At 62.3% G+C, this 13,781-nt stretch carries 12 protein-coding genes and 1 pseudogene; 3 read left to right on the plus strand and 10 right to left on the minus strand.

The window, feature by feature from the left end; all coding sequences use genetic code 11:
- Positions 1 to 101 precede the first annotated feature (101 nt).
- Positions 102 to 1,193 (plus strand): MBL fold metallo-hydrolase, encoded by a 1,092-nt coding sequence (locus tag ACFQ95_RS00325; protein ID WP_422828794.1) that lies wholly within the window; start codon positions 102 to 104, stop codon positions 1,191 to 1,193.
- 21 nt (positions 1,194 to 1,214) lie between these two features.
- Here ACFQ95_RS00325 and ACFQ95_RS00330 read toward each other — a convergent pair whose 3' ends face one another.
- The 9 genes from ACFQ95_RS00330 to ACFQ95_RS00370 all read right to left on the minus strand — a co-directional run bounded on the left by ACFQ95_RS00330 (position 1,215) and on the right by ACFQ95_RS00370 (position 11,459).
- Positions 1,215 to 2,675, minus strand: a complete 1,461-nt coding sequence (locus ACFQ95_RS00330) for an efflux transporter outer membrane subunit (RefSeq protein ID WP_422828795.1) — start codon at positions 2,673 to 2,675, stop codon at positions 1,215 to 1,217.
- Entirely contained in the window at positions 2,672 to 3,892 is a 1,221-nt protein-coding gene (locus ACFQ95_RS00335) for an HlyD family secretion protein (RefSeq protein WP_422828796.1), read from the minus strand. Before ACFQ95_RS00335 ends, ACFQ95_RS00330 begins: the two co-directional genes overlap by 4 nt.
- A complete protein-coding gene (locus ACFQ95_RS00340; RefSeq protein ID WP_422828797.1) occupies positions 3,892 to 4,479 on the minus strand; it encodes a DUF3302 domain-containing protein in 588 nt (195 codons plus the stop codon). Before ACFQ95_RS00340 ends, ACFQ95_RS00335 begins: the two co-directional genes overlap by 1 nt.
- A gap of 304 nt (positions 4,480 to 4,783) precedes the next feature.
- Positions 4,784 to 6,439, minus strand: a complete 1,656-nt coding sequence (locus ACFQ95_RS00345) for an ABC transporter substrate-binding protein (protein WP_422828798.1) — start codon at positions 6,437 to 6,439, stop codon at positions 4,784 to 4,786.
- Positions 6,440 to 6,604: 165 nt separating this feature from the next.
- A complete protein-coding gene (locus ACFQ95_RS00350; protein ID WP_422828799.1) occupies positions 6,605 to 7,657 on the minus strand; it encodes a peptide ABC transporter ATP-binding protein in 1,053 nt (350 codons plus the stop codon).
- Entirely contained in the window at positions 7,654 to 8,688 is a 1,035-nt protein-coding gene (locus ACFQ95_RS00355) for an ABC transporter ATP-binding protein (protein ID WP_422828800.1), read from the minus strand. Before ACFQ95_RS00355 ends, ACFQ95_RS00350 begins: the two co-directional genes overlap by 4 nt.
- A 19-nt stretch (positions 8,689 to 8,707) precedes the next feature.
- Complete coding sequence (locus ACFQ95_RS00360) at positions 8,708 to 9,625, minus strand: ABC transporter permease subunit (RefSeq protein WP_422828801.1); 918 nt, start codon at positions 9,623 to 9,625, stop codon at positions 8,708 to 8,710.
- An 8-nt stretch (positions 9,626 to 9,633) separates the two neighbouring features.
- On the minus strand, positions 9,634 to 10,644 hold the full coding sequence (locus tag ACFQ95_RS00365; RefSeq protein WP_422828802.1) for an ABC transporter permease subunit: 1,011 nt from the start codon (positions 10,642 to 10,644) through the stop codon (positions 9,634 to 9,636).
- A 359-nt stretch (positions 10,645 to 11,003) separates the two neighbouring features.
- Complete coding sequence (locus ACFQ95_RS00370) at positions 11,004 to 11,459, minus strand: SWIB/MDM2 domain-containing protein (protein WP_422829217.1); 456 nt, start codon at positions 11,457 to 11,459, stop codon at positions 11,004 to 11,006.
- Positions 11,460 to 11,777: 318 nt separating this feature from the next.
- Between ACFQ95_RS00370 and rraA the strand changes: the two are divergent.
- Positions 11,778 to 12,274, plus strand: a pseudogene (rraA, locus tag ACFQ95_RS00375) (ribonuclease E activity regulator RraA).
- Between the two features lie 26 nt (positions 12,275 to 12,300).
- On the opposite strand, the gene ACFQ95_RS00380 reads toward rraA, so the two are convergent.
- A complete protein-coding gene (locus ACFQ95_RS00380; protein WP_422828803.1) occupies positions 12,301 to 13,260 on the minus strand; it encodes a DMT family transporter in 960 nt (319 codons plus the stop codon).
- Positions 13,261 to 13,304: 44 nt separating this feature from the next.
- Here ACFQ95_RS00380 and ACFQ95_RS00385 point away from each other — a divergent pair, with 44 nt between their 5' ends.
- A complete protein-coding gene (locus tag ACFQ95_RS00385; RefSeq protein ID WP_422828804.1) occupies positions 13,305 to 13,709 on the plus strand; it encodes a gamma-glutamylcyclotransferase family protein in 405 nt (134 codons plus the stop codon).
- Positions 13,710 to 13,781 lie beyond the last annotated feature (72 nt).

The raw sequence follows: 13,781 nt of genomic DNA on the forward strand, positions 1-13,781 counted from the left end.
CCTCAGGTGTCGAAGACGAGTCATCGTCATGTGGCGCTGAGGTCGCGTGGAAAGTAGGCAGCGTTTTGAAATCGTTAGGCAAAAAGTCAGCAGGTTTGCGCTTGGAGCGCATTCAAGCATCACCGCGTTGGGATGGCCAGGGCTTTCGCAACCTGCATCCGATTGAGCGTGGCTTGCGCGTGAAGGGGCAGATGCCCGGTATGCGTGAACTGATCTTTGGTGACGAAAACACCGCGCCGAACGGGCCTTTGCCATCGGTGGATCCGCTGCAGTCATGGACGCGCCCGCCGTCCAGCGGCCTGCGTGCCACCTGGTTAGGCCATTCCACGGTGTTGATCGAGATCGACGGACTGCGTTTGTTGACCGACCCGGTGTGGGGCGCTCGCGCATCACCCTTCAGCCTGGTCGGGCCCAAACGTTTTCAAGAGGTGCCGGTGTCTTTGCAGGCGCTGCCGCCCATTGACCTGGTGCTGGTGTCGCACGACCACTACGATCATCTGGACTACCCGACGGTACGCGAACTCGCCAGGCGCGATGTGCCGTTTGTGACCTCGCTGGGCGTGGGTGCGCATCTGGAAGCCTGGGGCGTGCGGCCCGAGCGCATCGTCGAGCTGGACTGGTGGGAGTCGCACCAGTTGCCGGGTAGCGAGGTGACGGTGACGGCTGCACCCTCGCAGCATTTTTCCGGGCGCTCGCTCCATGACCGCAATGCCACCCTGTGGTCGTCGTTTGCGATTCGTTCTGCGCGCCATTCGGTGTTCTTCAGCGGCGATACCGGCTTGACGGACGAGTACCGTGTGATCCGCGAACGCCTGGGCGCTTTCGATCTGGTGATGCTTGAGGTGGGGGCCTACCACCCAGCCTGGGGTGATATGCATCTGGGACCGGATAACGCACTCAAGGCACATGCCTTGTTGGGCGGCGGTACGTTTCTGCCGGTGCACTGGGGAACGTTCAAACTCGCCACCCACGCCTGGGACCAACCGGCCGAAGCGCTGCTGCAGCAGGCCGAGCGCAGTGGCACACCCTTGGCCATGCCGCGCCTGGGCCAAGCCATAGAGCCGCAGCATGTGGAGCGTGTCGACCCCTGGTGGCGCAAGATGAAAGTGCCGGCCAAGCCGACCAAACCGGTCGATGCACAAGCGACGCAGACAGCTTCGCTGACTAAGAACCTGTCCTGGCCGCAGGATTGACGATACGCTTCGACCGGCCGGTTACTGTGCCGCAGGCGTTGTGCCCTTGTTCTGGCTCAGTGTCTGGCTGTCTATGGGTTCGGCAAAGCTGCCCCCCAGCGCCAGGTGCAGGTTGACCCGCTGCACACGCTGTTCGCCGCGCACACGCAGCAGGGCGACCTGCGCCGCGTAGAGCGACAGCCTTTGCTGCAGCAGCGGGCGCATGTCGATGGAGCCGACGCGGAAACGGGTTTCGGCCAGTTCCACGGCGGCTTGGTTGTCGTTGACCGCTTGCGCGAGCACCGTTTCACGGCCTATCAGGGTGGTCGAGGCGGAGAGGGCGTTCTCCACTTCGCCAAAAGCCTTGGAGCCGATACGGCCGTAGTCGGCCAGGGCCTGTTTCTGCTCGGCCGTACGCAGATCCACCTGGCCCTGCAACTGCCCGCCGAGGAAGATAGGCGCCATGATGTTGGCGCCCACGCTCCAGACCGGGTTTTCGCGGTCCTGCAGCACAAACAGGCTGCTGGAAACGCTGGTCACCCCTCCGGTGAGTGACAGGCGCGGCAGCCGCGCCGCCTTGGCTTGCTCGGTGTTGTAGAACGCGGCGGCGAGTCGTCGCTCGGCCGCCACCACGTCGGGGCGGCGTTCGAGCAGCGCAGAGGGCACGCCGGCTTGTGGCACGGCGGTGCCCAGCTCGGGCAGGGTGGCGCTGACCTGCAGGCTGGCGCTGGGATAGCGGCCGGCCAGGATTTCCAGTGAACGCAGGGCTTGCAGATACGACTGCTCCAGGTTCTGCACGGTGTCGCGCAGGCTGTTGAGGTTGGCCTGTGTCAGGCGCACATCGTATTCGTCGCCAATGCCCACACGCAGCCGGTCTTTCGCCAGTTGCTCCAGCCTGGTCGAGGCCTGCAGGGTCTCTTGCGCCAGCGCCAGCTGCAGCCGTGCCTCGGTCGCCAGGAACCAGCCCTTGGCCACCTGGGCGGCAAGCGACTGGCGCGCGTAGGTGGCATCGAGCTGGCTGGCCACGTACTGCGACTGCGCCGCAGAGGCGCCGGCACGCACACGCCCCCAAAGATCGATTTCCCAGTTGGCAAAAAAGCCCAGGCCTTCGAGGCCGCTGCTGTCGCCGCTGAGCTTGCCGCCGCCGCGTGCCAATAGATTGACCTGTGGGTAGAGCAGGCCCGAGGCCACGCGCACATAGGCCGCCGCCTGTTCTACGCGGGCCGCCACGGACTGCAGGTCCGGGCTGTAGGTCAAGGCCTCTTGCACCAAGGCGTTGAGTTGCGCGTCGTTGAAGCCTTGCAGCCATTGGTCTGCCACGGCGCCAGCCGGGGTGGCCGCGGCACGCCACTCGGCGGGCAGCTTGCGGTTGGGCGCGGAGGCTGTTGCCAGCTCTTCATGCGAACCGGGAGACGGCAGCGCACAGGCGCCCAGCATCATGGCCGCACAGGCGCAGGCCAGGCTCAGGGCCGAACGCTGAAACAACACCGGTGTGGCACTCACAGTTTCAGCACCAGGTAGAACAGGTAGGACTGCAGGCGAATGAACACCTTGCGCAGGATCTGGATCTCGTGCAGGTGGTCGGTGTAGATGGCCGCATGGCCGGCGGCGCCGCCAGCGATGAACAACTCTTTGTCGCGATCGCTGATGTGGAACTTCACCGCATAACGCCCAGGCACCTGCGGCAGTGCGCCGGTGTTGGGGATGCTGCCGTTGGCTTGCAACTGGCCTTGGCCCTGGGTCCAGATGATGGAGTCGACTTTACCCTTGATGACCTTGCCGGGAATGGTTTCCAGCGCCAGTTCGATTTCGTTGCCGCTGGCCACCTTGTGTAATTCGTTTTGGTCGAACAGGGCGACCATCTGGCCGGAGTCTTCCACCAGCGTCACCACAGGGTTGATAGGGAATCCGGCAACGAATCCGCCCGCGCGCAGTTGCAGGTTGACCACGGTGCAGTCGCAGGGCGAACGCGTGACGGTCTGTTCCAGCAGCCACTTGGCGTTTTCCAGCTGGGCACGGATCTGGGCCACTTGGGCGTATTCGCCGTCGACCTTGGCGCCAAGTTTTTGCTGAACCTGTTGCACCGAGGCGACCGCTTGCACTTCAGAGGCGCTGGCCTGGCTTTGCTGGGCTTTGGCTTCGTCGTACTTGGCTTCTTGCGAGCGCAGGTCGGTCTCTGCTTTTTCCAGGTCGAACTTGCTGCCGGCACCGGTCTGCACCAGCTCACGGTATTGCGCCACACGCTTGCGGGCCAGCTCCAGCGAGGCGCTGACATCGCGCAGCCGGCCCGAGGCTTGTGCGCCCAAGGCCTGGGTTTCGGACACCTTGCCGCGCGCGGCTTTGAGCGATTCTTCGGTTTCGCGCTGGCCGGCCTGGGCGTTGGCGAGTTGCGCGGTGAGTGTGTTCACCTCCAACTGGTAGGGCTTGGGGTCGACGCGGAACAACACGTCGCCTTTTTTCACCGGGCGGTTGCCTTCCTCAATCGGCACTTCTATCACGCGGCCACGCACCTGCGACACGATGGGAATGGTGTATTTGATGACCCGGACATCGGCCGAGGCGGGCGCGATGACGTTGAGCGTGAGGATCAGTACCGTCAGCGCCACCACCGGGATGATGACCGCAATCACCTGGGTCACGATGTTCCACGGTATCCACTTGAGCTTGACGCACAGCAGCCAGACGAAGAAGGCATAAATGCCCAGCAGCAGGAGTTCCATCAGACGGCCCCTTTCTCGGATGCCGCAACCGGTGCCGCCGTGGCGGTTTGCGCCGTACGTGCCTCATCCTGCTGGCGCTTGACCAGCTCTGCCCTGAGCTGCTTGAGGTGTGGGGGCAGGGGGCCTTTGGCTTGGATGCTGTCCAGGTCTTCAATCAAATGAGTGGTTTGCTCCGGCGTCAGTTTGCCGCCACGGTGCTGTTCGGCCATGTCGGCGTAGTAGTTTTCGTGTTTGTCCGTGCCGTAAGCGGCGCGGTAACCAACCGGTTTGGTGAACGCCCAGAGCCAAGCCAATGGCCACAGCAAGCCGCCGAACACCAAAGACAGCAAACATAGCGTTGTGATGGCTTCGGTTTGCGGGTGGTGGCGATGGTGGGCGATTTTTTCCGGTAACACGTGCACCATCAAAAACAGTCCTATGCCGACGATGGGCACGAAGATCAGCACCACCACAGCGATGACGTCGGCAATTTTGTCGACGGTACTTTCACCGCCCTCGGCCAGTGCGGGGACGCTGGCGCAAAGCAGCAGCATGGGCAAAACCACGCTGGCCAGGCGGCGTGGGGTCGGAGACGAACGCAAATTCAAGGTGGTCCCTTCTGGTTTCGATGCACGGCCAAAGTGGCGGGAGCTACTCAACAGACAGAGGTACTACAGGAGGCCGGGTCGTTCACTACATTCTGAACCTCTTTAGAACGTGTTCGGGAACGAATTTACGGCCGCATTTGAGCGAAACCTGGGGTGATTCTATGAACGCTAAGGCAAGCGATCTATATGGTCGACGGCAACTTTGCAGGGTTGTGGTTTTTTTGAGATGAAAAAAGGGCCGGTGGATACCGGCCCTGCAAACTTCACCAGGTCATGCCGGCCTACCGGGCCGGCTGCGGGGAAATCACTCCTTGATGTCCACGCCGTAGAACACGTGGCGGCCAAACGGGCTGAGCTTGAAGTCAATGACTTCCTTGCGCACGGGCTTGAGCTGCACGGCGTGGGCGATGGTGAACCAAGGCGCTTGTTCCTTGAAGATCACTTGCGCCTTTTCGTACAGGGCAGCACGTTCCTTCTGGCTGCTGACGGTCTTGGCCTTGAGCACCAAGTCTTCAAACGGCTTGTAGCAGAACTTGGCAATGTTAGAGCCGCTGGCGCTTTGCGCCGAGGCGCAACCCAGCAGGGTGTACATGAAGTTGTCTGGGTCACCGTTGTCACCGGTCCAACCCAGCATGCCCATCTGGTGCTCACCAGCCTGCATGCGCTTGCGGTACTCGCCCCATTCGAAGCTCTTGATCTCGGCCTTGACGCCGATGGCGGCCAGGTCGGCTTGCATCAATTCAGCAATACGCTTGGCGTTCGGGTTGTAGGGGCGTTGCACCGGCATGGCCCACAGGTCGGTGGTGAAACCGTTGGGGTGGCCGGCTTCGGCCAACAGCTTCTTGGCCGCAGCTGGATCGTAGGCGTCGTCCTTCACCGCATTGTTGTAGGACCACATCGTCGGCGGAATGGGGTTCTTGGCGGCCACGCCGGTCGACAGGTAAACGCCGTCGATGATGGCCTTCTTGTTGATGGCCATGTTGATGGCCTTGCGCACACGCACGTCGTCAAACGGCTTCTTTTGCGTGTTGTAGGCCAGGTAGCCGACGTTCAGGCCAGGCTGTTCCAGCACGGTGACGTTCGGGTCCTTGCGGATGGTGTCCAGATCGGCTGGGTTGGGGTAGGGCATGACATGGCACTCACCCTTTTGCACCTTGGCCCAACGCACGGAGGCGTCTGGCGTGATGGCGAACACCAGGTCATCGATCTTCGCCTTGCCAGCCCAGTAGGGGGCGAAGGCCTTGTAGCGCACGATGGCGTCCTTCTGGTACTGCACCAGGTAGAACGGGCCGGTGCCGATAGGCTCCTGGTCGATCTTTTCAGGTGCGCCGGCCTTCAGCATGGTGATGGCGTATTCCTTGGACTGGATGGCCGCGTAGGGCATGGCCAGGTTGGCGAGGAACGGTGCTTCAGGCGCGTTGAGTGTGATCTTGATGGTGTAGTCGTCCACCTTGTCGACCGACTTCAGCAGCTTGGGCATGCCCATGTCGTTGAAGTACGAGTGGTTGGGGCTGGTGACCTTGAAGTATGGGTCGTCGTCTTTCCACTGGCGCGTGAAGGCGAACAACACGTCATCGGCGTTGAAGTCGCGGCTGGGCTTGAAGTTCTTGTTGCTGTGCCATTTCACGCCCTTGCGCAGGTGGAACACGTATTCCTTGCCGTCGGCAGAGATGTCCCACTTTTCAGCCAATGCCGGTACCACCTTCGTGCCGCCGCGCTCAAAGCCGACCAGGCGGTCGTAAATGGGTTCGTTGGCGTCGAACGAGGTACCCGTGGTGTTGACACCGGGGTAGAAGTTTTCAGGGCTGCCTTCGGCGCAGTAGACCAGGGTCTTGGCCGAAGAGGCAACAGGGGTCAAGGCCAGCAAGGCGGGCACAGCCAAGGCGGCACCCAACAGGGCGCGTTGCAGCGGCCGCAGGTGTTGGCGGCCAACAGCCGCGCGGGGTAGGGACTGGTTCATCTTGACGACTTCCTTCGATTGAATGGCTGCAACGCAGCAGACTGAATAGCGCGTGGGCGGATTACGCCCTTGCGCCGGGACAACGTGCGGGCCTGGGGTTGCAGACCTGCACAGAATGATAGGAAACGAATCGACTGTGCGCAATGCAAAGTAGACAACTCGTTTTTAGGCGGTGACTGCGGCGGCTGCAGTGGCGGGCAGCGCCACGCCATCGGCCACACGTTCGGCCTCGTGGCAGGCCACCAGGCGGCCGTCCAGCGGGCGCAGCACCGGGCGCTCCACGCGGCAGCGCTCGGTGACATACGGGCAGCGCGTCGAGAACACGCAGCCCTTGGGCGGGTTCAACGGCGAGGGCAGTTCGCCCTTGAGCACGATGCGCTGGCGTGCCACACCCTGGCCGGCGATACCCGGTGTAGACGCCAGCAGCGCCTGCGTATACGGGTGCAAAGGCTTGGCAAACACACTCTTCTTGTCGCCTTGCTCCACGGCATGGCCCAGGTACATCACCAACACATCGTGGGCGATGTGGCGCACCACACCCAGGTCGTGCGAGATGAACAGGTAGGCCAGGCCGAATTCGTGCTGCAGGTCGGCCAGCAGGTTCAGCACCTGGGCCTGGATCGACACGTCGAGCGCGGAGACCGGCTCATCGGCCACCACCACCGAGGGGTTGAGCATCAGCGCACGCGCAATCGCGATACGCTGGCGCTGGCCGCCGGAGAACATGTGCGGGTAGCGGCTGTAATGTTCCGGGCGCAGGCCCACACGGGCCAGCATGTCGCGGGCGCGGCTGGCGCGTTCGGCGGCGTCAAAAGGCGTGTTGATGGTCAGCGGGGTTTCCAGCACCTGGCCTATCTTCTGGCGCGGATTGAGCGAGCCATAGGGGTTTTGAAACACCATCTGCACCGTGCGGCGCAGCGCGCGCATCTGCTCGCCAGAGGCCTGAACGGCGTCAACGCCGCCCAGCATCAAGCTGCCTTCGGTGGGTTTTTCGATCAGCGACACCATGCGTGCCAGCGTGGATTTGCCACAACCGGACTCACCCACCACGGCCAGCGTCTGGCCGCGTTGCACCTGGAACGACACGCCACCCACGGCCTGCAATTGGGCGGCGGGGCGGAACATGCCACGGCTGATGTGGTAGACCTGCTTGAGGTCTTTGGCGATCAGAACCGGTGTGTTGGCATCGGTCTTTGGGATGGTTGCTAGCGTGCTCATGCTTGCACCTCCGCAACGCTGGCCGCGATGCCCACGGGTTTGTCTTGAGCCCGCTGCGCGTCGCGCGACGGGTCTCCCAGCGGGTAGTGGCAGCGCACCTTGCCGTCGGCCCAGGCGCGCAGCAGCGGGCGCTCGGCGCGCGAGTGTTCCGTGGCGTAGCCGCAGCGTGGCGCGAACAGGCAACCCTTGGGGCGGTCGTATAGGCCGGGCACCATGCCGGGAATGGTGGCCAGGCGGCCGCTGCCGTCGCTGCGGTCAGGCATGGCGGCGAGCAGCGCTTCGGTGTAGGGGTGTTGCGGCGAGTTGAACAGGTCTGCCGCCTTGCGCTCTTCCATCACCTGGCCGGCATACATCACGGCCACACGTTGCGCCATTTCAGACACCACGCCCATGTTGTGTGTGATCAGCACCAGCGCCATGCCACGCTCTTTTTGCAGGCTGCGCAGCAGGTCCAGGATTTGCGCCTGTATGGTCACGTCGAGCGCGGTGGTGGGTTCGTCGGCAATCAGCAGGCGCGGGTTGCAGGCGATGGCCATGGCGATCATCACACGCTGGTTCATGCCGCCCGACATCTGGTGCGGGTAGACCGAGAGACGGCTTTCGGCCGAGGGAATGCCCACCTGTTCCAGCAGTTCAATGGCGCGGCGGTGCGCGGCCTTTTTGTCCAGGCCGAGGTGCAGGCGCAGGGTTTCCTTGAGCTGGAAGCCCACGGTAAAACACGGGTTCAGGCTGGTGGTCGGGTCTTGGAAGATCATCGCCACGTCTTTGCCGGTGAGCTTGCTGCGCTCGCGCGGGCTCAAGGTCAGCAGATCCTGTCCGGCGAAGCGCATCTTGTCGGCGCGCACACGCCCGGGGTAGGACACCAGGCCCATCAAGGCCATCATGGTCACGCTTTTGCCGGAGCCGGATTCACCCACGATGCCCAGGACTTCGCCTTCGTCAACCGTTAGGCTGACGCCGTCCACGGCGTGCATCACGCTGTTCTGCGAGGGGAACTCGACAGACAAGTTTTCAATTTCTAAAAGTGCCATATCAATTACTCCTGGACTCTTATCGTTTCAGCTTCGGGTCCAGAGCGTCACGCAGGCCATCGCCCAGCAGGTTGAACGCCAACACCGTGATCAAAATAGCCAGGCCGGGGAAGGTGACGACCCACCAGGCGCGCAGCACGAACTCGCGTGCGTCGGCCAGCATGGTGCCCCACTCGGGCAGTGGCGGCTGGGCGCCCAGGCCCAGGAAACCCAGGGCGGCGGCGTCCAGAATGGCGGTCGATACGCCCAGCGAGGCCTGCACGATCAGCGGGGCCGTGCAGTTGGGCAGAATTTCGCTGAACATCAGGCGGATGCGGCTGGCGCCGTTCATGCGCGAGGCGGTCACGTAGTCGCGCGAGGCTTCAGAGATGACTGCCGCACGCGTGATGCGCACGTAATGCGGCAACACCACCACGGCCACGGCCAGCATGGCGTTCATCAGCCCAGGGCCGAGGATGGCCACGATGACGATGGCCAGCAGCAGGCTAGGCAGCGTGAGGATGATGTCCATCAGGCGCATCACGGCGATCTCGAATACTCCGCGGAAGTAGCCGGTGAGCAAACCCAGGATGGTGCCGACGATGACCGAGATGGCCACCACGGCAATGCCTATGACCAACGACAGGCGCGCGCCGTGCATCAGCCGTGAGAGGATGTCGCGGCCAATGGCGTCGGTGCCCAGCAGGTGGGCGGTGGAGCCGCCTTCTTGCCAGAACGGGGGCTTGAGGAAGACCGAATTGTCGACCTGTATGGGCGAGTAGGGTGCGATCCACGGGGCAAGCAAGGCGATCAGCAGCACGCCGACCACGACGATGAGACCGGCCACGGCGCCTTTGTTGGCGCTGAAGTAGGTCCAGAACTCGCGCAGCGGATGCGGCGGCGCGGGGGCCACGGCGGGCGTTGCCGGCGCAGCGTTTTGAGCGGAAATCGTATTCATGGGGAAACTCAGTGCTGGTGCCGGATGCGCGGGTTGATGATGCCGTAGGTGATGTCCACCAACAGATTGATCGCCATCACCATGGTGCCCAGCAGCAAGATGCCGCCTTGGAGCACCGGGTAGTCGCGCCGCGAGATGGCTTCAATCAGCCACTTGCCCACGCCGGGCCAGGAAAAAATGGTCTCTGTGAGGATGGCGCCGGTGAACAACACGCCCACTTGCAGGCCGATCACCGTGACCACGGGAATCAGCGCATTGCGCAGCGCGTGTACGGCGACCACTCGAATCTGTGGCAAACCCTTGGCGCGTGCAGTGCGCACATAGTCTTCGCCCAGCACTTCGAGCATGGCCGAACGCGTCATGCGCGCAATCACCGCCAGCGGGTTGGTGCCGAGCACGATCATCGGCAAGATCAGGTGCGAGGCGGCCGACCAGAAGGCGCCTTTTTCCTCGGACAGCAGCGAGTCGACCAGCAAGAAGCCGGTGGTTGGCTCGATGAAGTACTTCACGTCGATGCGGCCAGACACCGGTGTCCAGCCCAACTGCACAGAGAACAGCAGAATCAGCAGCAGCCCCCACCAGAAGATTGGCATGGAATAGCCGGTGAGCGAGATGCCCATCACCCCGTGGTCGAAGATGGAGTTGCGTTTGACGGCCGCCAGAATGCCCGCCGGAATGCCAATCAGCAGTGCGAACAACATGGCGCAAATGGCCAGCTCCACGGTGGCCGGGAACAACGCCGCAAACTCGCGCAGCACCGGCTCCTGGGTGATCATGGATTTGCCGAGATCGCCGTGCAAAACGCGTTCGATGTAGATGCCGTATTGGGTGAGCATGGGCTGGTCCAGTCCGTACTCTTTGATCAGGGCGGCGTGGCGTGCGGGGTCTATACCGCGTTCGCCGGCCATGGTTTCGATAGGGTCGCCCGGCACCAGCCGGATGAGGAAGAAGGCCAGAAGCGTCATCCCAATGAAGGTAGGGATGACCAGGCTCAGGCGCGTGAGCAGGAAGCGGAACATGTCAACGTGGGAATTAGTTTTTTGAGGGGGCAGTCAGTTGCACAACCACTGCCTAGTGGGCATGGCCGCAGTCTGACGCCAAAGCAGGGTTGGAAACAACCCCGGAAACCCCGAACTGGTTTAGAACTAAATGAAAGGAAAAATGCATGGCGGCGGACTATGCATGAACTGTGCCTGTATGTACAAGTTCTAAGGGTATGTAGCTGTCGCGCGGGCGTCACAAATCCGTTGCACCGGTGGACAGGGCTTGCGGTGTGAGCCGATTTGGATTATTTGCAGTCTGCATGCACCGGCTTTGAAACGAAAAAAAGCCGCAACAAGTGCGGCTTTTTGGGGCGCCTAAGGCGCGTGGTGGCAGCTTACTTCAGGTGCTTGCCAACCAGGCCGGTCATTTCAAACATGGTGACCTGGGCCTTGCCGAAGACTTCCTTCAGCTTGGCGTCGGCGTTGATCAGGCGCTTGTTGACTTCATCTTGCAGCTTGTGCTTCTTGATGTAAACCCACATCTTGCTGACCACTTCGGTGCGTGGCAGAGGCGTGGCGCCGACGATGGCGGCCAATGCTGCGCTGGGGGTCAGTGGCTTCATGAAAGCGGCGTTGACGGCGCGCTTGGCAGGAGCCTTCTTGGCTGCGGGGGCCTTCTTGGCTGGAGCAGCTTTCTTTGCAGGAGCGGCAGCCTTCTTCGCAGGAGCAGCGGCCTTCTTGGCCGGAGCAGCGGCTTTAGCGGCTACCTTGGTTGCCGGAGCTGCTTTTTTTGCTGGTGCAGCTTTCTTGGCGGGAGCAGCTTTCGCTGCGGCTTTTTTTGCAGTTGCCATGATTGAAGATGTCCTTCTTGGTTTGGATTTATCACCAGCGAAAAGAGGCTTCTCTACCGGTGCGCAAATGCTACTGGAGATGAACCACGTTTCCAAGGGGAAAAGCGCATTTTTCTCTCTGTCAACACACGGTTTTACGTCAGAAAGCAACGCTTGGTGCCCTCTGAGAGGCTAAAGGGCCTGCAGAACACGCGTGCTCGCGTGTCGTGCGTGCCCTCAAGTTGTGTGTCTTGTGTGTGCGTTGCGATGGTTTGGAGTGCATGGCATGCTTTGCGCGCGCCCCTTTTTGCTAAGCATTTCTGATGAGGATAGAACGACATGACCACTACCTTCGCCACTTGTGATCTCTGTGATGCCCACAAGCTCGACAGCTCGGGCAGCTTTCGTGTGCTGCCACCAGTGTTCCGCGACTTCGGCGCTGTGCGCCAGTTTCATGGTGTGGTTGAAACCGTGAAGTGCTTTGAAGACAACAGCCTGGTGAAAGCGGCGGTGGACAGTCCCGGCCTGGGCCGAGTGCTGGTGGTTGATGGCGGTGGTTCGCTGCGCCGGGCGCTACTCGGCGGCAACCTGGGCGCGGCGGCGGCGCGTAATGGCTGGGCCGGTGTGGTGTCGACGGCTGCGTGCGTGATGTGGCTGAGCTGGCCTCGCACCAGGTGGGCATTCGTGCGTTGGCCAGCATGCCGCTGCCCACCGAGAAGCGCGACCAAGGGGAGCGCAGCGTGGCGGTGCAGGTGCAGGGCGTGTGGGTGCGGCCAGGCGACTGGCTCTACGCCGATGCCGATGGCATGGTGCTCAGCACCAAGGCGCTGGTTTGACGCCGGTGCGCCGGGGCAGGGCGGCTTCAGAGCGCGCGGTCCTGCAGCTCCAGTGAACGTGATGGCAAGGTGGCCAACACCACGCCCGCCAGCGCAATCGCAAACGCCAGCAGTTGCATGGCGGTGACCGACTCACCCAGGAACACAATGCCCACCAGTGCCGCCGAGATCGGCAGCAACACCGAGAACACCCCGGCTTGCGCTGCCGGCACCGAGCGCAGGCCGGTCATCCACAGCCACACCGTCCACACACTCGCGGCCAAGGCGTAGAACACTAGCAGCAACCAAACCCCTGCGGGTGGAGCCGAAAAATCAAACGACAAGGCTAAATAGAAGCCCATGGGCGTCATCAAGACCAGGCCCCACAGGTTGATCAGCGCGCTGATGCGTTTCGGCCCCAGAGCCCCGGTAAGCTTCTTGCCGACCACGGCGTAGATCGCCTCGCACAACACCGAGGCCATCACCAGCAGATTGCCCAACATCGGGCTGCCATAAGAGAAAAGGCCTTGTGGCGCGCTTTCCGCATGTGCAGGGGGCCCGTGTTTTGATAGCGACAACAGCCCTATGCCGATGGCCCCACAGGCCACGGCTGCCCAGGTGCGCAGCGTGATGCGCTCACCCAGCATGGCCCAACTGAGCAGGGCCACGGCGGCCGGAATGCTGGCCATGATGACCCCGGCCGACACCGCATTGGTCATGCTGACGCCGTAGACCATGCAGATGGTGAACAGAAAATTGCCGAAGAACGATTCGATGAACAGCCAGCCCCGCAGCCGCGGGCTCAGTGGCGCCTCGGACGCTGGCTTCTTCAACCACGGCAGCATGGCGATCGCGCCAATGCCAAAGCGCAGCCAGGCCAGCAGAAAGACGGGCAGGGCGGCGGCCAGTGGCTTTGACAGGGCCACATAGCTGCCCACCAGGCACATGCTCAACCCCAAACAAAGATAGGCGACACCGGGGCGGGGCTGCGAATTTATTAGACTCATGCGCTGATTGAAATGATCTTGTTCTATTTGAATTGGCCCGCATCATGCCCGAAACCTCCAGTCCATCTTCTCGCTATGTCTTCGTCTACGGCACCCTGCGCAAGGGCGACGACAACGACATCACCCGCCTCGCCCCTGCGCCGCAGTTTGTCGGCCATGCGTCTATCGAGGGCGTGATGCACCATTTGGGCGCCTATCCCGGCGTGCGCTTGGCGCCAGGGCGTGTGGTGGTGGGCGAGGTCTATGCCATAGAGCCCGCGCTGGAGTTGAAGCTCGACGAGATCGAGATGCTCTATCCCGAACAGAAGGACGAATACTTCAAGCGAGAGATTGCGGTGCAGGTCGATGGGCGCACGCTGAGCTGTGTGCTGTACGAGATCAACCCCAGCTACATCGTCGGTCGGCCGGTGATCGAAAGTGGCGACTGGGTGCGGGGGCGGCACCTTTAGACCGTTGCCTGTAAAAGGTAAATCCGCCGCGAAGGGCGCGAGTTTTCTTACAATCCCCGCCGGGCACGTGTC

It is taken from the genome of Variovorax sp. HJSM1_2 (assembly GCF_049316285.1).
Classification (GTDB): domain Bacteria; phylum Pseudomonadota; class Gammaproteobacteria; order Burkholderiales; family Burkholderiaceae_C; genus Rhodoferax_B.

Coding starts and splice junctions, on each gene's coding strand:
- ACFQ95_RS00335 (WP_422828796.1), bottom strand. CDS start 3,892: ATGGAACTCCTGCTGCTGGGCATTTATGCCTTCTTCGTCTGGCTGCTG.
- ACFQ95_RS00345 (WP_422828798.1), bottom strand. CDS start 6,439: ATGAACCAGTCCCTACCCCGCGCGGCTGTTGGCCGCCAACACCTGCGG.
- ACFQ95_RS00350 (WP_422828799.1), bottom strand. CDS start 7,657: ATGAGCACGCTAGCAACCATCCCAAAGACCGATGCCAACACACCGGTT.
- ACFQ95_RS00355 (WP_422828800.1), bottom strand. CDS start 8,688: ATGGCACTTTTAGAAATTGAAAACTTGTCTGTCGAGTTCCCCTCGCAG.
- ACFQ95_RS00360 (WP_422828801.1), bottom strand. CDS start 9,625: ATGAATACGATTTCCGCTCAAAACGCTGCGCCGGCAACGCCCGCCGTG.
- ACFQ95_RS00365 (WP_422828802.1), bottom strand. CDS start 10,644: ATGTTCCGCTTCCTGCTCACGCGCCTGAGCCTGGTCATCCCTACCTTC.
- ACFQ95_RS00370 (WP_422829217.1), bottom strand. CDS start 11,459: ATGGCAACTGCAAAAAAAGCCGCAGCGAAAGCTGCTCCCGCCAAGAAA.
- ACFQ95_RS00380 (WP_422828803.1), bottom strand. CDS start 13,260: ATGAGTCTAATAAATTCGCAGCCCCGCCCCGGTGTCGCCTATCTTTGT.
- ACFQ95_RS00385 (WP_422828804.1), top strand. CDS start 13,305: ATGCCCGAAACCTCCAGTCCATCTTCTCGCTATGTCTTCGTCTACGGC.